The organism is Comamonas sp. AG1104, assembly GCF_003350425.1.
Taxonomy (GTDB): Bacteria; Pseudomonadota; Gammaproteobacteria; order Burkholderiales; family Burkholderiaceae_C; genus Comamonas; species Comamonas testosteroni.
The window spans coordinates 78664-100296 of record NZ_QQAS01000008.1; the positions used below are offsets into that span (position 1 = coordinate 78664).

Sequence of the window (21633 nt, forward strand, 5' to 3'; positions counted from 1 at the left end):
CATGAGACAAAGGGCGCTGGTGCGCCCTCATAACAAGGTCGCCCCATGCCCCATCACCCTATTGCGCAGCCGCAGGAGTCTGCGCCGCTGCTCAGCCTCGAACAGCAGGACGCCCTGACGCACTGTCTGACAAGCTTTGGCCAGGAACCAGGTGGTTTGCTGCCGCTGCTGCATTCCCTGCAGGACAGGCTGGGCTTCATCCCCCGTGCTGCGGTGCCCGCCATTGCCGAGGCCCTGAATCTTTCGCGTGCCGAGGTCCATGGTGTTGTCAGCTATTACCCACATCTGCGCGAGCAGCCGCACGGCAGGACGCTGATCCAGGTCTGCCGGGCCGAAGCCTGCAAGTCGCGTGGTGGCGATGCACTGTTTGCCCATGCGCAAGAGACACTGGGCTGCCAGGCCCATGGCACGAGCGCCGATGGCAGCGTGACGCTGGAGCCTGTCTACTGCCTGGGGCTGTGTGCCCAGTCGCCGGCCGTGATGGTCGACGAGAGCGAAGTCCATGCACGGATGACTGCTGACCGGCTCGATGCCCTGCTGGAGGAAATTCAGCAAAAGCAGCTTGAAACCAAGGCAGATGAACCGAAGCCAGCTATCGAGCGTGAAGCTGTTGCTGCCACGCGCATCTATGTGCCGCGCGATGCCGCAGCCCTGGCCGTGGGCGCGGATGCGGTGGGCCAGGCGCTGCAGCGCGAGTGCGCGACGCGAGGCTTGGCGGTGGAGCTGGTGCGCAATGGCTCGCGCGGCTTGCTGTGGCTGGAGACCCTGGTCGAAGTCGAGACTGCGCAGGGCCGCGTGGCCTACGGCCCGGTTCAGGCGGCCGACGTGCCGGGGCTGCTGGACGCCGGCATGCTGCAGGGCCAGCCCCATGCGCTATGCCATGGGCTGACCGAACAGATGCCTTATCTGGCACGGCAGGAGCGCCTGACTTTTGCGCGCGTGGGCATCATCGATCCGCTGAGTCTGCGGGACTATGAGGCACAGGGCGGCTGGCAAGGCCTCAGGGCCGCTGCGGCCATGGCACCCGAAGCCATCGTCCAGCAGGTGCTGGACTCCGGCCTGCGCGGTCGTGGCGGGGCAGCATTTCCGGCGGGGATCAAATGGAAGACCGTTGCGGCTGCAGAAAGTGCGGGAACAGGGCCGCAGAAGTACATTGCCTGCAATGCCGATGAAGGCGATTCGGGCACGTTCGCCGACCGCCTGCTGATGGAGGGCGACCCGTTCTGCCTGATCGAAGGCATGGCGATCGCAAGTCTGGCCGTGGGAGCGACTCAGGGCTATATCTATGTGCGCAGCGAATATCCGCATGCGATTGCGGTGCTGAACGAGGCGATTGCACGTGCCAGTGCCGCAGGCTGGCTGGGCGGCAATGTGGCCGGCAGCGGCAAGGCGTTCTATCTGCAGGTGCGCAAGGGCGCGGGCAGCTATGTCTGCGGCGAAGAGACCGCCATGCTGGAGAGCATCGAAGGCAAGCGTGGCATTGTGCGTGCCAAGCCGCCGCTGCCCGCGATCGAAGGCCTGTTCGGCAAGCCCACGGTCATCAACAACGTGATCACGCTGGCGACTGTGCCCATCATCCTTGCCAGGGGCGCGGCCTTCTATCAGGGCTATGGCATGGGCCGCTCGCGCGGCACGCTGCCGTTCCAGCTGGCAGGCAATATTGCGCAAGGTGGGCTGGTGGAAAAAGCTTTCGGCCTCACGCTGCGCGAGCTGGTGCAGGACTTTGGCGGCGGCACGGCCAGCGGCCGGCCCGTCAAGGCCATTCAGGTTGGCGGCCCGCTGGGCAGTTATGTGGCTCCCGAGGACTGGGATGATCCACTGGACTACGAAGCCTATGCCGCAAAAGGCAATGTGGTCGGCCATGGCGGGCTGGTCGTGCATGACGACAGCGCCGATATGGCGCAGCTGGCGCGCTATGCCATGGAGTTTTGCGCCATCGAGTCCTGCGGCAAATGCACGCCCTGCCGCATCGGCTCCACGCGAGGGATTGAGGTGATAGACCGCATCACGCGTCAAGGCGGCTCCGAGCATGCTGCCAATGTGGCGCTGCTCGAGAGCCTGTGCGACACCATGCAGCACGGCAGCCTGTGCGCAATGGGCGGCATGACCCCTTATCCAGTGCGCTCTGCGCTGCAGCACTATCCGCAGGACTTCGGTATCGAGCCCGTGCAGACCATGAACCCCGCCTGAGGAGAGCGCCATGCTGGAACATCTGAAGAACACCGATTGCGGAACGCCTGCCAGCCTGTCCGAGGAACTGGTCACGCTGCATATCGACGGCCGGGAGGTCACCGTGCCCAAGGGTACATCGTTGATGCGCGCCGCCGTCGATGGCGGCATCAAGGTGCCCAAGCTCTGTGCCACGGATTCGCTGGAGCCCTTTGGTTCCTGCCGTCTGTGTCTGGTGCAGATCGAGGGGCGCAAGGGCTTTCCTGCGTCCTGCACCACGCCTGCCGAAGCGGGCATGAAGGTGCGCACCCAGAGCCCGCAGTTGCAGGAGCTGCGCAAGGGCGTGATGGAACTCTATATCTCGGACCACCCGCTCGACTGCCTGACCTGCTCGTCCAACGGCGACTGCGAGTTGCAGGACATGGCCGGAGTGGTCGGTCTGCGCGAGGTGCGCTATGGCATGGACGGAGCCAACCACTTCAAGGGCGAAGCCAGGGTCGAGGTCGATACCTCCAATCCCTATTTCAACTACGACCCCAGCAAGTGCATTGTCTGCAATCGCTGCGTGCGCGCCTGCGAGGAAACGCAGGGCACGTTTGCGCTGACGATCAGCGGACGCGGTTTCGAGTCGCGCATCACGGCAGGCCAGGGCGACGGCTTCATGGCCAGCGACTGCGTGAGCTGCGGCGCCTGCGTGCAGGCATGCCCCACGGCCACTTTGCAGGAAAAGACCGTGGTCGAGCTGGGCCAGAGCGAGCACAGCGAGATCACGACTTGCGCCTACTGCGGCGTGGGCTGCGGCTTCAAGGCCGAGATGAAGGGCGAGCAGGTGGTGCGCATGGTGCCCTGGAAGGACGGCAAGGCCAACGAAGGCCATGCCTGCGTCAAGGGGCGTTTTGCCTGGGGCTATGCCACGCACAAGGACCGTATCACCCAGCCCATGATCCGCGCGAAGATCACCGACCCCTGGCGCGAAGTGAGCTGGGAGGAGGCCATTGGTCATGCGGCCAGCGAATTCCGCCGCATCCAGGCCAAGCACGGCAGGGACTCGATTGGTGGCATCACCTCGTCGCGCTGCACCAACGAGGAAACCTATCTGGTGCAGAAGCTGATTCGCGCAGCCTTCGGCAACAACAATGTCGATACCTGCGCGCGCGTCTGTCACTCGCCCACGGGCTATGGCCTGGGCCAGACCTATGGCACGTCGGCAGGCACGCAGACCTTCAAGTCGGTCGAGCACTCCGATGTGATCATGGTGATCGGCGCCAATCCCACGGCGGCGCATCCTGTGTTTGGTTCGCGCATGAAAAAGCGGCTGCGTGGCGACGCCCGGCGTGCCGGCGCCGGGTTGATCGTGATCGACCCGCGCGAGATCGAGCTCGTCAACTCGCCTCATGTCAAGGCCGACTACCACCTGCAGCTGAAGCCCGGCACCAATGTGGCCATGATCACGGCGCTGGCCCATGTGATCGTCACCGAGGGCTGGCTGGCCGATGCCTATATTGACGAGCGCTGCGACGCCAAGTCCTTTGCGCAGTGGAAGGAGTTCGTTGCCAGGCCGGAAAACTCGCCCGAGGCCACGGCCGACATCACCGGCGTGGCTCCCGAGCTGGTGCGCGGCGCGGCGCGGCTGTATGCGCGAGGGGCGACGGATCATCCTGCAGGCAGGCAGGTCAACTCGGCCATCTACTACGGCCTGGGAGTGACCGAGCATGCGCAGGGCTCGACCATGGTCATGGGCATTGCCAATCTGGCCATGGCCACGGGCAATGTGGGTCGCGAAGGTGTGGGCGTGAACCCCTTGCGCGGGCAGAACAATGTCCAGGGCTCCTGCGACATGGGCAGCTTTCCGCATGAGCTGCCGGGATATCGCCATATCTCGGACAGCATCACCAGAGCCGAGTTTGAAGGCGCCTGGGGCGTGAAGCTCAGTCCCGAGCCGGGCTTGCGCATTCCCAATATGTTCGAGGCCGCGCTGGAAGGCAGCTTCATGGGTCTGTACTGCGAGGGCGAGGACATCGTGCAGTCCGACCCCAACACCCAGCATGTGACGGCAGCGCTGTCGGCCATGGAGTGCGTGGTGGTGCAGGATATCTTCCTCAACGAAACCGCCAAGTACGCCCATGTGTTCCTGCCCGGATCGTCCTTCATGGAAAAGGACGGTACCTTCACCAATGCCGAGCGCCGTATCTCGCGCGTGACCCAGCTCATGCAGCCGCTGGCCGGCTATGCCGACTGGGAGGTGACGCAGCTCTTGTCCAAGGCACTGGGCTACCCCATGAATTACGGCCATCCGCGTGAAATCATGGCCGAGATTGCGGAGCTGACCCCCACTTTCGCAGGCGTGAGCTACGAGAAGATCGAGCGCCTGGGTAGCGTTCAGTGGCCGTGCAACGACAGCACCGAAGAGGCGGGAACGGCCATCATGCACAAGGAGAAGTTCGTGCGCGGCAAGGGCCGCTTCATCATCACGCAGTACGTTGCCACCGATGAAAAGGTCACGCAGCGCTTTCCGCTGCTGCTGACCACGGGGCGCATTCTCTCGCAGTACAACGTGGGGGCGCAGACGCGGCGCACGGCCAACAGCCAGTGGCACGGTGAAGACAGACTCGAGATTCATCCGCATGACGCACAGGATCGCGGCATCCGCGATGGCGACTGGGTGGGCATTGAAAGCCGCTCCGGCCAGACGGTTTTGCGCGCCACGGTGACCGAGCGCATACAGCCCGGTGTGGTCTACACCACCTTCCATTTCCCCGAGTCGGGCGCGAACGTGATCACCACCGACAGCTCGGACTGGGCCACCAACTGCCCCGAGTACAAGGTGACGGCCGTGCAGGTATTGCCCGTGGCCCAGCCTTCAAGCTGGCAGCAGGGCTACAGGCGTTTCAACGACCAGCAGCTCGGTCATCTGGCCGCGGCGCAGCTGGAGATGGGAGGTCAGTGATGGATGTGAACAACCTGATCCGCATGGCCAATCGCATAGCCGAGTTCTTCGAGGCCATGCCCGAGCATGACGAGGCGCTCGACGGTGTTGCCCAGCATATCCAGAAGTTCTGGGAGCCGCGCATGCGGCTTCGCATTCTGGCGGCCTTGAACGAGCCTTCCGAAGCCGCGCAGCTGCGGCCTCTGGTGCGCGACGCGCTGCACAAGCATGCGGCAATGCTGGGGCATGTGCAGACATAGCGCTGCGCACTGAAAAAAAGAGCGGCCTATACGCCCGTAGCGGGTATATTGGGTCTTCAGATCCCTGATCTGAGCCGCTGCCCGCGATCGAATGGCCGCGGCTTTTTTTATTGCCATCTTCATGACTTCCGAATCCGTCAAGAGCTCTTTGATGAGCGCACATCTGCGCCTGCTGGGCATGGCCCTGATGTGGGGCGCTTCCTGGCCGGCAGGCCGCATTCTGGCGCTCAACATGCCGCCGCTGGCGGCATCGGCGCTGCGCTTTTTGCTGGCCGCGACCCTGTTGCTGCCCTGGCTGTATTTCTCCGGCGGGCTGGGAGCTCTCCGGCACTGGTCTGTCAAGACCTGGCTGGGCATGTTTGCCGCAGGCGCGACCGGGGTGTTCGGCTACGCCAGCTTTTTCCTCACGGGTCTGCAGCATCTGCCTGCGGGCAAGGCGGCGCTGCTCATCACGCTCAATCCGGTGGTCACGCTGGCGTTCGCCGTGTGGCTGTTCAAGGAGCGCATCAACATCACCATTGCACTGGGCATGTTGCTGGCGGCCTGCGGCGCCGTGGTGGTCATCTCGCATGGCGATCCCATGCAGTTGCTGAGCGGAACAATAGGGGTGGGCGAGATGCTGATTCTGGGCTGCGTGGCCTGCTGGGTTTGCTACACGCTGATCGGCCGCGCCATGCTGGCAGGCGTGGATGCGCTGGCTGCGACCACCGTGACTTCCATTTTCGGTGCCTTGCTGCTTCTGACCACCAGTCTGGTGCTGGAAGGCCCGCAGGGGCTGGCTGCGGCATTTCAGGCCAGTGGCACGGCCTGGACTGCCATGGTCTTCATGGCCTATGGCTCCACGGCTCTGGCCTATGCCTGGTACTTCGCGGGCGTCAAATCGCTGGGCGCGGGTGCCGCCTCGGGCTATATCACGCTGGTGCCGGTGATCGGCGTTCTGCTTTCAGCCCTGTTGCTGGGCGAGAGTATTGAAGGCTCCATGGTGCTCGGCGGCGCCATGGCGGTGCTGGGTACAGCCGTGATGAACTGGGGGCGTCGGTCAACAGCCTGAGGTTGGTTCCCATATTTGATAGCGTGAGGCGCTTGTACAGAAATGGTTTCAGGCCACTTTGGCTGAATATGGACCTGGCTTGTTCAGGGTGCGAAAGCCGCTGCTGCCCGCGGCTCAAGCCTGGTTGATAGTGCCTGCGTTCACGATCATCTGGGAGATCACCTCCAACTGATGTTCGGCTGCTGCATCGTCTATCTCGAACAGGCGCATGACGGCCAGGCCTCGCAGCGCAGCAAACACCACAGATGCAAAGTGGCTGGGCTGAGGATGGCGCTCGGCGATTTCCGGGAAAACCTCCACGAAGTGTTCGAAGGAGGCGGGGTCATGCTGGGAGCGGTGCGCGTTGATGCGCTCGAATAGCGGTGTGCTCTTGCAGCCGAAAAACATGCTCCAGGTTGCCACATAGCTGGGTTGGGCATAGACGGTTTGCCAGGCCCTGCGCACGAATTCGCGAGCGCGCGGCTCCAGCGGCAGCTGCGCGGCATCTTCGGGCCAGCCTGCGCCCGCAGCCGCCAGCGGCGCCATGATTTCATCGACCACCTGCTCCATCAGCGCCTGGCGGCTGCCGAACTGATGCTGAACCGCCCCCAGCGTGACTTTGGCACCACGCGCAATTTCCTGCAGATTGGTCTGCTGAAATCCAACCTTCTGTAGCAGCCGTATGGCGGATTTGATGATCTTGCGCTGGGTGGTCTGACTGCGTTCTGCCTGGGTACGGCGGGGGGCGGTTTTGCTTCCTGTTTGATTCATGGGCTGCGTGTGTGATTCATAAGGCGTCGATGACGCACCACACCAGATGCTACACGCTCCGGCACTGATGGCTGGATGGGCCTGTTTGGGTAATTTCACCCTCGGGTAATCCATGAGGAATAAAGATTAAACGTTTAATGTTTTATATTTTAGACTCCGCCTCCATTGTTGTTCATCAGCGACCTTGGAGAGCGAGTCAGCTTCCGAGGGCTCTTATTGGAAACCGCCATGCCACGCTCTGTTTACCGCCTTCCCGCCGACGACCGCACCAATGGATGGAGCGCGCTGCTGGGAACTCGTCAGCCGAAGGCGCCGCTGCAGGGCGATGTGGCGGTGGACTGGGTCATCGTGGGCGCCGGCTATGCGGGGCTGGCGGCAGCACGCCAGCTGGCACAACAGCAACCTGATGCTTCCATCGCCGTGGTGGATGCGGGCGTGGTGGGGGAGAATGCCTCGGGCCGCAACTCGGGCTTCGCGATCGATCTGCCGCACAGCTCGGCGCCATCGGACGCTGCCGTGGAGGCGGGCCGCCGCGTGATCCGCGTCAACCGCTTTGCGGTGGATGCGCTGGAGCGGGCCGTGACTGAGCACAGCATCTCCTGTGGCTGGCAAAAGCGCGGCCGCTACCACGTGGCAGTGACGGAGGAGGTGGCGCAGAAGTCGCTCAAGCCCTATGCACGCAATCTGGATGCCTGGCAGGAGTCCCATGAATATCTGGACCGTGATGCGCTGCGCCAGCGCATAGGCTCCGATTACTACGCGGCAGCCGTCTACACGCCGGGCACGCGCCTCATGAATCCAGCGGCGCTGGTGCGTGGTCTGGCCGACAGCCTGCCGTCCCAGGTGCAACTGTTCGAGAACTCGCCGGTCATCGAGGCGAAGCTCGAAGGCGCGGCTCCCTTTGTCCGCACGGCTCAGGGCAGCATCCGTGCGCGCAAGGCCATTCTGGCCGTCAATGCGTTCTCGCAGTCATTCGGCGTCTACCAGGAGCGCCAGGTACCGATTCTGCTGTTCGCCAGCCTCACTCACCCGCTCAGCGATGCCCAGATCGCCCAGCTGGGAACGGATGCCGCCTGGGGTGTGACGCCCGCGCATGGTGTGGCGGGTTCCACGGTACGCCTGACGCACGACCGGCGGCTGATGATCCGCCAGGGGTTCGAGTATTCACCCAGCTTGCGCACCACTGACGGGCGACGCGCTAAGGCCAGGGCCATGAACCAGGCGCTGCTGCGCCGCCGCTTTCCACAACTCGGGGCCATCGAGCTCGAGCATTTCTGGATGGGCTGGCTGGCGGTCTCGCACAACCATGCGCCCGCCTTTGGCCGGATTGGCGACAACGCCTGGGCAGCGTCCTGCTGCAACGGCTCGGGCATCGTGCGCCACACCGCTGCCGGCATGCTGATCGCCGACCTGGCGCTGGGCCGCAAGAACCCGCTGATCGACGACTTCCTCGTCGAGGGCACTGCCAACTACATCCCGCCGCGCCCGCTGCGCGACGTCGGCGTGGGACTCACGCTGGCATGGGATATGTGGCGTGGCCGGGCCGAGCAGTAAGCGCCTTTCGGATCCGCATAGGTAGATATAGATAACAGGAGACAAACCATGCATACCCCTTCCTCCAACGGGCATCTGGAGCGCAAGCTCAAGAACCGCCATATCCAGCTGATTGCGCTGGGCGGCACCATAGGCACCGGGCTGTTTCTGGGCTCGGCCGGCATCATCGAGCTGGCCGGCCCTGGCGTGTTGCTGGGCTATACCATCGGCGGCCTGCTGATCTTCTTCATCATGCGCTTCTTGGGCGAGATGCTGGTCGAGGAGCCCTCTGCCGGTTCGTTCAGCTATTTCGCCAACCGCTACGTGGGACGCTTTGCCGGTTTCCTGTCGGGCTGGAACTGCGTGGCCCTCTATGTGCTGGTGGGCATGCTGGAGCTGACCGCCGTGGGCAAGTTCATCCAGTTCTGGTGGCCCGATATCCCGGTCTGGGTGACGGCCGCCGTTTGCTTTGTGCTTATCAACGGCGTGAACTTCATCAACGTCAAGGCCTATGGCGAGTTTGAGTTCTGGTTCGCGCTGATCAAGATCGTGGCCGTGGTGGCGATGATCGCCACCGGCATCTACCTGCTGTCCACCACGCACAACCCCACGCAGACGATCAGCAACCTGTGGACGCAAGGCGGTTTCCTGCCGAACGGTTTCAAGGGTCTGTTCATGGCCTTTGCCTTCATCATGTTCGCCTTCGGCGGCGTGGAAATGCTGGGCTTTGCCGCTGCAGAAACCGAAGAGCCGCGCAAGGTCATTCCCAAGGCGATCAACCAGCTCATGGTGCGCGTGCTGCTGTTCTATGTGGGCTCGATGGCCGTGCTGCTGTCGCTGACGCCCTGGACTGATCTGGTGGCCCAGCTCAAGGCTGGTGGCGGCACCTACAGCAGCAGTCCCTTTGTACTGGTGTTCTCGGGCATGGGTGAGCACCTGGCCGCGCATATGCTGAATTTCGTGATCCTCACCGCTACGCTGTCGGTCTACAACAGCATGGTCTACAGCTCCAGCCGTCTGCTGTATGGCATGGCCCAGGAAGGCAACGCCCCCAAGTCGCTGGGTGAAGTCAACAAACGCGGTGTGCCCGTGAAGGCCATCGTCTACCCCGGCATCGTCACTGCCTTCTGCGTGGTGCTGAACTATGTGGCGCCTGCCGGCGTGATCGAGCTGCTGATCTCGTTGATCACGGCGGCGTTGGTGATCATCTGGACCATCATCATCATTTCGCACCTGAACTACCGCAAGCTGCATGACGCCAAGGGCACGCCGCGCAGCTTCAAGGCACCGCTGTTCCCGCTGACCAACTACATCTGTCTGGTGGCCATGGTGCTGGTGGTGGTCGTGATGCTGCTCACGCCCGGAGTACGTGCCTCTGCCTATGCCATTCCGGTGTGGGTGCTGGCGGTCTATGCCATGTACCGCATGGTTTTTCGCCAGCCCGTTCGGCTGGTGCAGACTGCGGTTTGATTGAATGAGGGCTTACGCAAACAAGGATGCGCCAGGACTGTTTTTTGAGGAAAAGCTCTTGTCCGAACCTGATTTGCGCAAGTCGTGTGAATGAGGGCTTGCGCAGACCTTTGCGCCAGCCTGTTGTAACCCCTGAACCTTGAGAGCACTTCGATGAACTCCACTGCAACCTTCTATCCCGCGCCCGGCGGCATGCCCTTCTCTTCTGCAGTCCGTGCAGGCGGCTTTCTGATGCTGTCGGGGCAGATCCCCTTCGGCGAGGACAAGCGCCCGCTTACCGGCCCCATCGAAGAGCAGACACATGCCGTGCTCAAGGCCATCGCGGCGCGGCTGGAGGCAGTGGGCAGCTCGCTGGACGACGTGGTGAAGGCCAATATCTGGCTCAGCGACCTGGCTCATTTCGATGCCTTCAACAAGGTCTACGCCAGCTATTTCAAGGAAGGCAGTTACCCGGTGCGCAGCCTGGTGCAGGCACAGCTGGTTTTTGGCGTTGGCGTTGAGATCGAAGTCCAGGCACTGGATAAAGCAGTCTGATCGCGCCATCATCCATCAGGACTTACGCAAACAAGGGTGCATAAGAGGCATGCCCATGGGGTAGGCGTCTTGCCTGAGCCTGATTTGCGTAAGTCGTATCCATTCCATTTTTTTGCAGGAAACCTCGTCATGACCGATTTGTTCGAAAACCCCATGGGCCTGTGCGGCTTTGAATTCGTCGAGTTCGCCTCGCCTGCCGACGGTGTGCTGGAGCCTCTGTTCGAGAAGCTGGGCTTCACGCTGGTGGCCAAGCATCGCTCCAAGGACGTGGTGCTGTATCGCCAGGGTGGCATCAATTTCATCATCAATCGCGAGCCCAAGAGCCAGGCAGCCTATTTCACGGCCGAGCACGGTCCCAGTGCCTGTGGCCTCGCCTTCCGTGTCAAGGATGCGCACAAGGCCTACAAGCGCGCACTGGAGCTGGGCGCGCAGCCCGTGGACATTCCCACCGGCCCCATGGAGCTGCGCCTGCCCGCCATCAAGGGCATCGGTGGTGCGCCGCTGTACCTGATCGACCGCTACGAAGACGGCAAGTCCATCTACGACATCGACTTCGAGTTTCTGCCCGGTGTGGACCGCAATCCCAAGGGCCACGGCTTCCAGGTCGTCGATCACCTCACGCACAACGTCTACCGTGGCCGCATGGCCTACTGGGCCGACTTCTACAACAAGCTGTTCAACTTCCAGGAAATTCGCTACTTCGACATCCAGGGCGAGTACACGGGCCTGACCTCCAAGGCCATGACTGCGCCTGACGGCCTGATCCGCATTCCTCTGAACGAGGAAGCCAAGCAGGGCGGTGGCCAGATCGAGGAATTCCTGATGAAGTTCAACGGCGAGGGCATACAGCACATCGCGCTGCTGTGCGAAGACCTGCCCACGGCCATCGATAGCCTGCAGATGGCTGGCATTCCGCTGCTGACTGCGCCCAACGACATCTATTACGAGAACCTCGCCAAGCGCCTCCCCGGCCACGGCCAGGCCGTGGGCGAGTTGCAGTCGCGTGGCATCTTGCTGGATGGCACCACCGAAGGCGGCCAGCCACGCCTGCTGTTGCAGATCTTCTCCGAGCCGCTGTTGGGCCCCGTGTTCTTCGAGTTCATCGAGCGCAAGGGCAACTACCGCGAAGGCTTCGGCGAGGGCAATTTCAAGGCGCTGTTCGAGTCCATGGAACGCGACCAGATCAACCGCGGCGTGCTCGACACCGCCAAGGAATGAGCACCAGGAAGATCGACCGCATCCATCACGTTGCCTGCCTCCGAAGGCTCGCGCGCGGCGGCACCAGGTAGTCGGCATGGGCGCCGCTGCCACAGTCTGCCGTGGTGCCGGGCCAGCCTTGCGAGGTGGGTGACTACACCGACTTCTGCATAGATGTGTGCCTGCAGGCCTGTATGGATCAGCTATTTCCGGCAGGCCATGGGCACACGAAATGGTGAATGTGCATCTTCATGGCCTGGTATTTCCCGCACGCCAAGGTGCCGGGTGTCTGCGGCCGTCATGAGCTGGCGGTGGGGGCATCGCAGCCCGAGCGCTTCAGCGGCTTGCTCAAAGCGGGTCGTAACGCGCGTGCCTGGGGTTGAACCAGCGCAGCTCCTGCTTGCCCAGGCTTTGGAGATGCTCCCGCGCCTGTTGGAGAAGAGGGTTTTTCAGATCCTTAGGCTGCAGCGGGCGTGACTTGCCAGCTTCTTCCAGTCGCAGCACGCTGGCTTGCTCGCAGGTATCGCTATAGCTGCGCACTACAAGGCTCAGGCCGCCCAGCGTAAAGCGGTAGATGTCGTACTCGTAGTAGTACTCGTAAAAGCCTTCGGCATCAGCTTCGCTGGCGTCGATATGGTGGCTGCACTCCACCTGCACGGTGTCCGCGCTCATGATTCAGGTGCAATCGGTGTGCAGCCGGTGTGTGCCGCACTTCATACAGCGAAACAGATAGCCACCCACGGGATCGCCGGTCTTGCTGATGGCTTGCAGATAACGCTCGGGCATGCCGGCGATATCGCCTTGCAGCTCGGCCTGCAGGGTCTGGATTTCGGCGTAATCGGTATAGCCGACAAAGGCACAGGGCTGGTTGCAATGCACCAGCCATTGCTCCTGCTGCCAACTGTGATAGCTGGGCGTGCGGTCGCAGACTTCCTGCAGCAGCACGCGATCCATGACGATGCTGTCAGGCTCGGCGGGGTCGCTGCTTACACCCTCAATGCCCAGATAGTCGTTGAATTCACCCTTGTAGCGCTGGGCTGCGCTGCCGTCGGCAATGCACCAGGGACACAGATAGTCCGGCTCTTCGCGGCTGTAAAACGAGCTGTTGTACTTGAGCTCACGCGCTTGGCCGCAGCAGGAGCAGATACCGCTTTCGGCCACAAACAGATCCAGCGCATAGGCATTGGGGCTGAGACGAAATTTCGGCAAATCCATGGAGCGCTCCGTTCAGGTCTGGCGATTCTGGGCGATGGCTTGCAGCAGATTCCGGCAGGCATCTTCCACCAGATCGAGCACATGCTCGAAGCCGCTGTCGCCGCCATAGTAGGGGTCGGGTACTTCGGGCTCGTCAAAGCGCTGGCAGTAGTCGGTCAGCCGCTTCATGCGCTGCTGCTGGGCGGGCGTGGCGATGCGGCGCGCAGCGACTTCGTTGGCGCTGTCCATCACCAGCACCAGATCGAAAGCGTCAAAATCCTGCTTTGTCAGCTGCCGCGCACGCTGCTCGCTGAGGTCATAGCCCCGGCGTCGTGCATGCTGCTGGCTGCGGGCATCGGGGGGCTCGCCAACGTGATAGCCGTGCGTGCCGGCGGAGTCCACCTGCACCAGATGCTGCAGACCCGCATCCGCCACCATTTTTTCCAGCACGCCATGGGCAGTGGGACTACGGCAGATATTTCCGGTGCAGACCATGAGAACGCGAACGGGTTTGGCGGCAGTCATGGCTGATCTTTCGCTGTGGCTTGTACCTCGGCCATCCTGGTTTCCAGTGTGCGGATCTGGGTCTTGAGCTGGCGCATGCTGCTTTGCATGGTCACGCCCAGCAGGCGGCGCATGCCTTCAAAGAACAGCACCATGAAGAGCACCACGGGCAGCACACCCCAGCGCAGCCAGGGCGAGGCATGGTTGATCCAGGCGACGGCGCAGACCACCACGGCCATGGCTACGGCAAGATAGTTCCATTTCCTCGAACTCTGCATCTTGTTTTCGTACTTCTGCGCCGTGGCTTCGAGCTGCTGCTCGGTGACTCTGAGTTTGGCAATCGACGCCTGAATCTCTTCAAGGCTGGCTGGCTTGTCTGACGGCATGGTGCAGATGGTCGGTAAGAGAGGAGGCGGGTGTTTTGCCTGCCTGCCTGAATTGATTTTGATAGCTGAAGCGCTTGATGGACAAGCACTGCAGCGATATTTGATTAGAAGTGGTGTGTGCTGCTCAATGTATCGAACTCGTCGCTCCACTGCTGGCGCAGGCTGCGCCTTTCGCTCTCGTCTATCCAGGCCGCATCGATGCCGTTGAGCATGAAGTCCCTGAGATCGGCCTTTGAAAAACCAAAGTCGCAGACCATCTTGGTCCAGGCTCCTGTGGGGTCCACATGGTGCAGCGTGGGGTCGTCGGTGTTGGGGTGGATGCGAATGCCCATGGAAGGCATTTTTCGGATCGGGTGATCCAGCGCCCAGCGCTCGGGTGCCAGCGTGCGCAGATAGTAGGAGTTGGTCGGCACCACGGTGAACACAATGCCCAGATCTGCGCAGCGCCGGGCCAGCTCCGGGTTGTCGATGACGGTGTAGCCATGATCGACACGATCCACCTTGAGCGTCTCGATGGCGGTCTGCAGATTGTTCCAGGGCAGGCCGAACTCGCTGGCATGGGCCGTGGTCTTGAGGCCGTTGCGACGCGCCAGCGCATAGGCTTCGACAAACAACTCGGGCGGGCGCTCGTTTTCGCGGTAGTCGATGCCGATGCCGGGCACATCTTCATGGCGGTTGTCCAGCATCCATTGCACCATCTGCACGGCGGCCTCGGCTGGGGCTTCGCGGTCAATGGACGGCACCAGGCGGCCACGTATGCCGCAATCCTTTTGCGCAGCTGCGGCGCCGGCCAGAATGGCTTGCTGGGCGACGGCATAGCTCATGCCCGAGCATTGAACCGTGCCCGTGGGGTTCCAGAAGAATTCGGCATAGCGCACATGGTGGGCGGCGGCATCCTGCAGATATTCATAGGTAATGCGCTCCAGATCGGCCGGCGTCTGCAGCAGCCACTCGTCGAGTGCGCGCAGCACGCGCAGCACGCCCACGGGCTTTTCGCCGCGCGTGTAGAAGGCTTCGATCTCTTCGGCAGTCAGCGGTGCCTTGGCGCGCTGCACCAGTTCGATGAAAGTATTTTTTCTGACCGTGCCCAGCAGGTGACAGTGCAACTCCATCTTGGGTATGGCGTGGGAAAAGGCGGTCAGTTCAGGTGTGGGGGCGGTAGGCGCGGCATTCATGCCGCAGATGGTAGTGGCTTGCGATCAGCCTTGCCGTAGGCAGTTTTACGTTAGGGCGCCAGGAACAGCCGCGGCACGGACGCCGCCAGCATGGCGATGCCAGAGCAGGTCAGCAGGCTCAGCACGATCTGGCGAAAGCGCGCATCGCTCACGCCTTTGTAGACGCGGGTGCCGAAGATTACGGGCACCAGCACGGCGGGCAGCACCACGGCAAACGACGGCCACATGGCGGGCTTGACCAAGCCGGTTGCCAGATAGCTGGCCATGGTGACGGCCAGCACCGAGAGGTTGAAGTTCTGGATCACCGTGCGTTGCACATGGCGCTCAAAGCCACGCAGCGTGCACCACAGCGTGGGCACGGTGCCGCTGAAGCCGCCCAGCCCGCCCATGGCGCCGCCGATGAGCCCTGCAAGCGCATCGCTGCAGCGGGCCAGCAGGCCGCCGCCCAGCGTCAGCCGGGGCAGATGGGCGCTCAGCAGCATGGTGGGGCACCACAGCACCAGCAGACAGCCCAGGCCTAGCTTGAACCAGTCCATATTGAGATGCGGCATCACGGCCACGCCCATGGGAATGCCGACCAGTCCGCCCGCGATGAAGGGCAGCAGCGACTTCCAGTGAAATTCGCGCCGTACGGTGAAGGCCGCAATGATCTGGCCCGTCAGCGAGCCAAACACCGAGAGCACGGCGGCCAGTTGGGGCTCCAGCACCCAGGCCCAGAACGACATGGCCACCATGCCAAAGGCAAAGCCCGACAGCCCCTGCACAAAGCCTGCCACCGCAGCCCCCAGGGCCACCACCAAGATCACTTCCACGTTCTGGTCTCCGTCTGAAGGCATCGATTATCGTCCCGCTCAAGCAGGACATTGCCATGCAGTTCTGGCATGGCGCCAGGCCGCTGCGCTATCGTGCAGACCATGCAAGCATCATCTGTCTGGATTCTGGGACTGCGCAATCTCTGGCGCGATCTGCGCGCTGGCGAGCTGCGCCTGATCATCGTGGCCGTGCTGCTGGCCGTGGCGGCACTGAGCTCGGTGGGCTTTTTTGCCGACCGCCTGCAGGCCGGCCTTCAGCGCGACGCCGGTCAACTGCTGGGCGGCGATGTGGTGGTGGTCAGCGACAATCCCGCACCCGCAGTTTTCGTGCAGCAGGCACAGCAGCAGGGACTGCAGACCGTGGCCACGGCCAGCTTTCCCACCATGGCGCGGGCCGCCCAGGAGCAGGGCGGAGCCAGCCGCCTGGTGGCGCTCAAAAGTGTGGACCCCGGCTACCCGTTGCGCGGCGTGCTGCACCTGAATCAGGGGCCGGGCCAGCCAGACCTGGAAGTCCGGGCGATTCCCGAAAGCGGCCATGCCTGGGTGGATGCGCCGCTGCTGGAGGCACTGGGCCTGAAGCTCGGCGACCGACTGCTGCTGGGCGATGCGAGCTTTCATATCTCGCACATCATTGCCATCGAGCCCGATCGTGGTGCGGGTTTCATGAGCTTTGCCCCGCGCGTGATGATCAATAGCGCCGACCTGCCCGCAACGCGCCTGGTGCAGCCCGCCAGCCGCATCACCTATCGGCTGGCCGTGGCGGCGCAGGCAGACGCTGGGCGCGGCGCGCAGCGGGCCGCGCAAGAATATCTGGGCTGGGCGCAGGAGCTGGCCAAGAGCCTGCATGGCGTGCGTGTGGAATCGCTGGAAAGCGGACGCCCCGAAATGCGCCAGACCCTGGACAGGGCCGAGAAGTTCCTGAGTCTGGTGGCCCTGCTCTCGGCACTGCTCTCGGCCGTGGCCGTGGCACTGGCCGCGCGCGCCTTTGCCAACAGTCATCTCGATGCGTCTGCCATGCTGCGCGTGCTCGGCCAGAGTCAGCGCCGGATTGCCCTGGCCTATGTCGTGGAGTTCGTGAGCATTGCCCTGGCCGCCAGCGCGGCCGGCGTGCTGCTGGGCTGGGCCGTGCACCATGTGTTTGTCTGGCTGCTGGCCGGACTGGTCGAGTCCGCCCTGCCTGCGGCCAGCCTGTGGCCCGCATTGTTCGGCATGGGCATGGGGCTGACTCTGTTGCTGGCTTTTGGCCTGCCGCCCGTGCTGCAGCTGGCGCAGGTGCCGCCGCTGCGCGTGATGCGGCGCGACCTGGGGGCGCTCAAGCCAGCATCGTGGCTGGTGCTGGGTGTGGGTGTTACGGGTTTTGCGGCCTTGTTGATGGTCGCCAGCCGCGACATCAAGCTGGGCCTGATTGCCGTGGGCGGCTTTGCCGTGGCCGTGCTGCTGTTTGCGGGCCTGGCCTGGCTGGCCGTCAAGCTGCTGCGGCAGGTGGTCAATGAGAGCACGGCGCCGCGCTGGCTGGTCATGGCCACGCGCCAGGTTTCGGCCAAACCCGTGTATGCCGTGGTACAGGTCAGCTCGCTGGCCGTGGGGCTGCTGGCTCTGGTGCTGCTGGTGCTGCTGCGCACCGATCTGATTGCCAGCTGGCGCAAGGCCACGCCGGCCAATGCGCCCGATCGCTTTGTCATCAATGTCCAGCCCGATCAGGCGCAGGACTTTCAGGCCGCGCTGAAGAAGGCCGGCGTGCACAGCTATGACTGGTATCCCATGATTCGCGGCCGGCTGATCGCCGTCAACGGCAAGGCCGTCAGCCCCGATGACTATGAGGAAGACCGCGCCAAGCGCCTGGTGGACCGGGAGTTCAATATCTCCACTGCCGAAACCATGCCGGATCACAACCAGATCGTGGGCGGCCGCTGGCAGACGGGCGAGCAGGGCGCGATCAGCATGGAGGAAGGCATTGCCAAGACCCTTGGCCTGAAGCTGGGCGACACGCTGCGCTTCGATATCGGCGGCGAGGAGAGCGAGGCCCGCATCACCAGCCTGCGCAAGGTGGACTGGAGTTCCATGCGTGCCAACTTCTTTGTGATCTACCCCGTGCAGCATCTGGACAACGTGGCCGTGACCTACCTGGCGGCCTATCGCGCACCCGACATCAAGGGCTTTGACAATGCGCTGGTCAATGAATTTCCCAACATCACCAATGTTGACCTGAGCAGCACGCTGGCCCAGGTGCAACAGGTGATGGACCAGGTCATACGCGCCGTGGAGTTCCTGTTCGGCTTCACACTGGTGGCGGGACTGGTGGTGCTGTTTGCCTCCGTCACCGGCACGCGTGAGGAAAGAGCACGCGAATACGCCATCATGCGCGCCGTGGGAGCCAGATCGGGCCTGCTGCAGCAGGTGCAAAGTGCCGAGCTGGCCGGAGTGGGCCTGATGGCCGGCTTTCTGGCCAGCTGCGTGGCCCTGGCCGTGGGCTGGGCGCTGGCGCGCTGGGTGTTCGATTTCGAATGGAATGTGCTCTGGTGGGTGCCGCTGGTGGGCGCGCTGGCGGGTGCATTGCTGGCCTGGCTGGCCGGCTGGTGGGCGTTGCGCGAGGTGGTCAGCCGCCCGGTGATGATCACGCTGCGCCAGGCTGCGGAATAAGGCTAGCCCTTGAACAGCCGCTCGCTCGCAAAATCCACAAAGGCCCGGACCTTGGGCGAGAGCTGGCGGCTGGAGGGCCAGAGTGCGGAGAATTGCCCGCTATGCGTGAGCTGCTGCGCCAGGACCTGCTGGAGTTCGCCACGCGCCAGTGCGTCGCGGGCCAGGAAGTCGGGCATGTAGGCCAGGCCCAGGCCTGAGACGGCTGCGCCCAGCATGGCTTCCATGTTGTTGCACGCCAGGGCGATGGGCATGGCCGGCAGCCCGGGCAGCGTCCACTCCTCGAGCTTGCCGCTGTTCAGAAAGCGATAGCGCAGGCTGGTGTGTCCGGCAAGGTCGGCCGGCGTCAGCGGCACGCCGCGCTCGGCCAGATAGGCCGGTGAGGCCGCCAGAATGAAGCGAAACGGTCCGAGTCGGCGCGCCACCAGCCGCGAGTCGGCCAGCTCGCCGCTGCGGATGACCACATCAAGGCCGGCCTCGACGACATCGACCAGATGGTCGTTGAAGTCCAGATCCAGCTCCACTTCGGGATAGCGGGCCTGGAATTCGGGCAGCACGGGTAGCAGAAAACGGTAGCCGATGGTGGGCAGGCTCACGCGCAGCCGGCCGCGCGGCGCTTGGGCGGCGGCCTGCATGGCAGCGCGCGCATCATGCAGCTCGTCAAGGATGCGTCGGCAGCGCTCGTGAAACAGAGTGCCTTCCTGTGTCAGACGCACCTGGCGTGTAGTGCGATGAAACAGGCGCAGGCCGAGCTGCTGCTCCAGGCGCGCCACGTTCTTGCCCACGGCCGAGGCCGAGATGCCGAGAGCGCGGCCGGCCTCGGCAAAGCTCAGGAGATCGGCGGCACGTACAAAGGACTCAAGTCCGCTGAAGCTGTCCATGGTGATTGGCAACCTTTGGTTGGGATTGTGGGGAGTGCTGAAGCTATTTTCGTTTCATTGGAGCGCTTTTATCGTTCATGTCTGATTGATTCACGACGCCAGCCCTCCATGTCCTGCTCCACTTCCCCATCCCGCCCGCAGGCGGATCTTCCTGTTGGTGCCCGCCGCGCATCGCCTGCCTGGGTGCTGCTGTCGGTCTGCCTGGCCGCTCTGGCCATGCCGCTGAGCTTTACCGGGCCGGCCGTGGCGCTGCCGGCGCTGCGCGATGCGCTGGGCGGCGGCCCTCTGGCGCTGAACTGGGTCACCAATGCCTTCATGCTGAGCTTCGGTGCCACGCTGATGGCGGCAGGAGCACTGGCCGACATCTACGGGCGGCGGCGTGTATTTCTCGCGGGGCTGGGCGTCGTGGTTGGCAGCGTGCTGCTGCAGGTCTGCCTGCAAGGCAAGGGGGCCATCATCGGCTTCGACCTGCTGCGGGCGTTGCAGGGGCTGGGTGCAGCTGCTGCATTGGCGGCAGGCACAGCAGGCCTGGCCCAGGCCTACGATGGTGCCAGGCGTACCCGGGCCTTCAGTTTCGTGGGCACCTCCTTTGGTGTTGGGCTGGCCTTCGGGCCATTGCTGTCGGGCTGGTTGCTGCAGAGCTGGGGCTGGCGCAGCGTGGTGCTCAGCGCAGCCGCCGCGGCATTCGCTGCGCTGCTGCTGGGCCTGCGCCATATGCCGGAATCGCGCAATCCGCAGGCACAGCGGCTGGACCTGCCGGGTGCGCTGTCGTTCACGCTGGCGCTGGCTCTGTTGACCTGGGGCATGCTGCAAGTCCCTGAAACGGGCTGGTTGCATGGCCGCACATGGCTGCCCCTGGCGGCAGCCCTGCTGGCGGCAGCGGCCTTCGTGCAGATCGAGCGACGCAGCTCCCATCCCATGCTGGATCTGTCGCTGTTCCGCTATCCGCGCTTTGTCGGCGTACAGCTGCTGGCTGCAGCACCTGCCTATGCCTTTGTGGTGCTGCTGGTGCTGCTGCCGCTGCGCTTCATCGGCGTGGAAGGCCTGGCACCGCTCGAGGCCGGGCAGCGCATGTTCGTGCTGTCGCTGCCCATGCTGTGCGTGCCGTTGCTGGCGGGCTGGCTCTCGCGCTGGCTGTCGGCAGCCTTGCTCTGTGGGGCGGGACTGCTGGTCTGCTCCATGGGCTTGCTGTGGCTGGGCCGCTGCGCGCCCGGCTCGGACCTGGCGCAGATGGCCGCACCGCTGCTGCTGATCGGTCTGGGCATAGGACTGCCCTGGGGGCTGATGGACGGGCTGGCCGTGACGGTGGTCCCGCGCGAGCGTGCCGGAATGGCCACGGGCATCTTCAGCACCGTGCGTGTGGCGGGCGAAGGCATTGCGCTGGCCGTAGTCGGGGCGGCGCTGGCAGCGCTGCTGGCGCGGGAGCTGACGGCCATCTGGCCGTCCATGCAGCATGGCTCGGCCGTGGCCCAGATGCTGGTCACCGGCAATATGCAGGGAGCGCTGGCGCTGATGCAAGGCGCATCAGCCGCAGAGCTGATCAGGGCCTATGGCCTGGCTTTTTCCAGCTTGCTCGATGTGCTGGCCGGCGTGACGGTGCTGACGGCCGTTGGCGTTTTCGCATTCCTGCGCTCGGGTACGGACATGCCGCATGTCCGACAATCGGGACTGACTCGCAAAGCCGCTACACATGCAGATTGAAGAAAAGCCCCCGTTTGACACCCCCTACGAATGGATAGGTGGCGAAGACAAAGTCCAGCAACTGGTTGACCGTTTCTATGACCTCATGGATCTGGAGCCTGGCTACAAGGAACTGCGTGCCGCCCATGGCAGCACGCTGGCCGATGCGCGCCAGAAGCTGTTCTGGTTTCTCTGCGGCTGGCTGGGCGGCCCCGACTATTACCAGGATCGTTTCGGCCATCCGCGTCTGCGCATGCGCCATATGCCGTTTTCCATCGGCATTCAGGAGCGCGACCAGTGGGTGGCCTGCATGGATCAGGCCATGGGCGAGACCGAAGTACCCGAGGCCTTGCGCACGCGCCTGAAGGCCAGCTTCATGAACACGGCGGACTGGATGCGCAATCGCGGCGCCTGAGTTCCTGAGTCCAGTTTCAAAGCGTCAAATTTCCTTCATGACGCTGTAAAAAGCCCTGT

20 protein-coding genes are annotated in these 21633 nt (G+C 63.5%); 12 read left to right on the forward strand and 8 right to left on the reverse strand.

Annotation, left to right across the window (positions count from 1 at the left end; translation table 11 throughout):
* The first annotated feature begins 45 nt into the window (after window positions 1-45).
* The 4 genes from DFO48_RS20760 (at window position 46) to DFO48_RS20775 (ending at window position 6406) form a co-directional block, all read left to right on the forward strand.
* Window positions 46-2190 (forward strand): formate dehydrogenase subunit gamma, encoded by a 2145-nt coding sequence (locus DFO48_RS20760; RefSeq protein ID WP_003072737.1) that lies wholly within the window; start codon window positions 46-48, stop codon window positions 2188-2190.
* Window positions 2191-2200: 10 nt separating this feature from the next.
* Complete coding sequence (gene fdhF / locus DFO48_RS20765; RefSeq protein WP_114864631.1) at window positions 2201-5116, forward strand: formate dehydrogenase subunit alpha; 2916 nt, start codon at window positions 2201-2203, stop codon at window positions 5114-5116.
* The gene (locus DFO48_RS20770) at window positions 5116-5355 is read left to right on the forward strand and encodes a formate dehydrogenase subunit delta (protein WP_003072741.1); all 240 of its coding nucleotides are present in this window, start codon (window positions 5116-5118) and stop codon (window positions 5353-5355) included. The genes fdhF and DFO48_RS20770 overlap by 1 nt, the downstream gene beginning before the upstream one ends.
* Before the next feature lie 151 nt (window positions 5356-5506).
* On the forward strand, window positions 5507-6406 hold the full coding sequence (locus DFO48_RS20775) for a DMT family transporter (protein WP_034348105.1): 900 nt from the start codon (window positions 5507-5509) through the stop codon (window positions 6404-6406).
* Window positions 6407-6520: 114 nt separating this feature from the next.
* Here the strand turns inward: DFO48_RS20775 and DFO48_RS20780 are convergent, their stop codons facing one another.
* On the reverse strand, window positions 6521-7156 hold the full coding sequence (locus DFO48_RS20780) for a TetR/AcrR family transcriptional regulator (protein ID WP_003072746.1): 636 nt from the start codon (window positions 7154-7156) through the stop codon (window positions 6521-6523).
* 228 nt (window positions 7157-7384) lie between these two features.
* Between DFO48_RS20780 and DFO48_RS20785 the strand changes: the two genes are divergently transcribed.
* The 5 genes from DFO48_RS20785 to DFO48_RS25820 all read left to right on the forward strand — a co-directional run bounded on the left by DFO48_RS20785 (window position 7385) and on the right by DFO48_RS25820 (window position 12273).
* Window positions 7385-8710 (forward strand): FAD-binding oxidoreductase, encoded by a 1326-nt coding sequence (locus DFO48_RS20785; RefSeq protein WP_114864632.1) that lies wholly within the window; start codon window positions 7385-7387, stop codon window positions 8708-8710.
* Between the two features lie 48 nt (window positions 8711-8758).
* The gene (locus DFO48_RS20790; protein WP_003072750.1) at window positions 8759-10159 is read left to right on the forward strand and encodes an amino acid permease; all 1401 of its coding nucleotides are present in this window, start codon (window positions 8759-8761) and stop codon (window positions 10157-10159) included.
* 153 nt (window positions 10160-10312) lie between these two features.
* On the forward strand, window positions 10313-10693 hold the full coding sequence (locus tag DFO48_RS20795; protein ID WP_003072751.1) for a RidA family protein: 381 nt from the start codon (window positions 10313-10315) through the stop codon (window positions 10691-10693).
* Window positions 10694-10822: 129 nt separating this feature from the next.
* Entirely contained in the window at window positions 10823-11911 is a 1089-nt protein-coding gene (hppD, locus tag DFO48_RS20800; RefSeq protein ID WP_003072755.1) for a 4-hydroxyphenylpyruvate dioxygenase, read from the forward strand.
* Window positions 11912-12141: 230 nt separating this feature from the next.
* On the forward strand, window positions 12142-12273 hold the full coding sequence (locus tag DFO48_RS25820; protein WP_255413114.1) for a hypothetical protein: 132 nt from the start codon (window positions 12142-12144) through the stop codon (window positions 12271-12273).
* Here DFO48_RS25820 and DFO48_RS20805 read toward each other — a convergent pair.
* From DFO48_RS20805 to DFO48_RS20830, 6 genes are all read right to left on the reverse strand, one after another.
* Complete coding sequence (locus DFO48_RS20805) at window positions 12239-12562, reverse strand: hypothetical protein (RefSeq protein ID WP_003072756.1); 324 nt, start codon at window positions 12560-12562, stop codon at window positions 12239-12241. The two genes, DFO48_RS25820 and DFO48_RS20805, sit on opposite strands and share 35 nt — an antisense overlap.
* A gap of 3 nt (window positions 12563-12565) precedes the next feature.
* Window positions 12566-13105: a CbrC family protein gene (locus tag DFO48_RS20810; protein WP_114864633.1), complete on the reverse strand. Its 540-nt coding sequence runs from the start codon at window positions 13103-13105 to the stop codon at window positions 12566-12568.
* A gap of 12 nt (window positions 13106-13117) precedes the next feature.
* Complete coding sequence (locus DFO48_RS20815) at window positions 13118-13609, reverse strand: low molecular weight protein-tyrosine-phosphatase (protein WP_003072758.1); 492 nt, start codon at window positions 13607-13609, stop codon at window positions 13118-13120.
* Complete coding sequence (locus DFO48_RS20820; RefSeq protein WP_003072759.1) at window positions 13606-13974, reverse strand: hypothetical protein; 369 nt, start codon at window positions 13972-13974, stop codon at window positions 13606-13608. The genes DFO48_RS20815 and DFO48_RS20820 overlap by 4 nt, the downstream gene beginning before the upstream one ends.
* Window positions 13975-14078: 104 nt before the next feature.
* Window positions 14079-15149, reverse strand: a complete 1071-nt coding sequence (locus tag DFO48_RS20825; protein ID WP_003072760.1) for an adenosine deaminase — start codon at window positions 15147-15149, stop codon at window positions 14079-14081.
* Between the two features lie 50 nt (window positions 15150-15199).
* Window positions 15200-15985, reverse strand: a complete 786-nt coding sequence (locus DFO48_RS20830) for a sulfite exporter TauE/SafE family protein (RefSeq protein ID WP_114864634.1) — start codon at window positions 15983-15985, stop codon at window positions 15200-15202.
* A gap of 45 nt (window positions 15986-16030) precedes the next feature.
* Here DFO48_RS20830 and DFO48_RS20835 point away from each other — a divergent pair, with 45 nt between their 5' ends.
* Window positions 16031-18601 carry an ABC transporter permease gene (locus DFO48_RS20835; protein WP_114864635.1) on the forward strand — a complete coding sequence of 857 codons (2571 nt, stop codon included), beginning with the start codon at window positions 16031-16033 and terminating at the stop codon, window positions 18599-18601.
* 2 nt (window positions 18602-18603) lie between these two features.
* Here the strand turns inward: DFO48_RS20835 and DFO48_RS20840 are convergent, their stop codons facing one another.
* A complete protein-coding gene (locus DFO48_RS20840; protein WP_114864636.1) occupies window positions 18604-19479 on the reverse strand; it encodes a LysR family transcriptional regulator in 876 nt (291 codons plus the stop codon).
* Between the two features lie 216 nt (window positions 19480-19695).
* Here DFO48_RS20840 and DFO48_RS20845 point away from each other — a divergent pair, with 216 nt between their 5' ends.
* Window positions 19696-21180 carry an MFS transporter gene (locus tag DFO48_RS20845; RefSeq protein ID WP_034348114.1) on the forward strand — a complete coding sequence of 495 codons (1485 nt, stop codon included), beginning with the start codon at window positions 19696-19698 and terminating at the stop codon, window positions 21178-21180.
* Window positions 21170-21574, forward strand: a complete 405-nt coding sequence (locus DFO48_RS20850) for a group II truncated hemoglobin (protein WP_114864637.1) — start codon at window positions 21170-21172, stop codon at window positions 21572-21574. The genes DFO48_RS20845 and DFO48_RS20850 overlap by 11 nt, the downstream gene beginning before the upstream one ends.
* Window positions 21575-21633 lie beyond the last annotated feature (59 nt).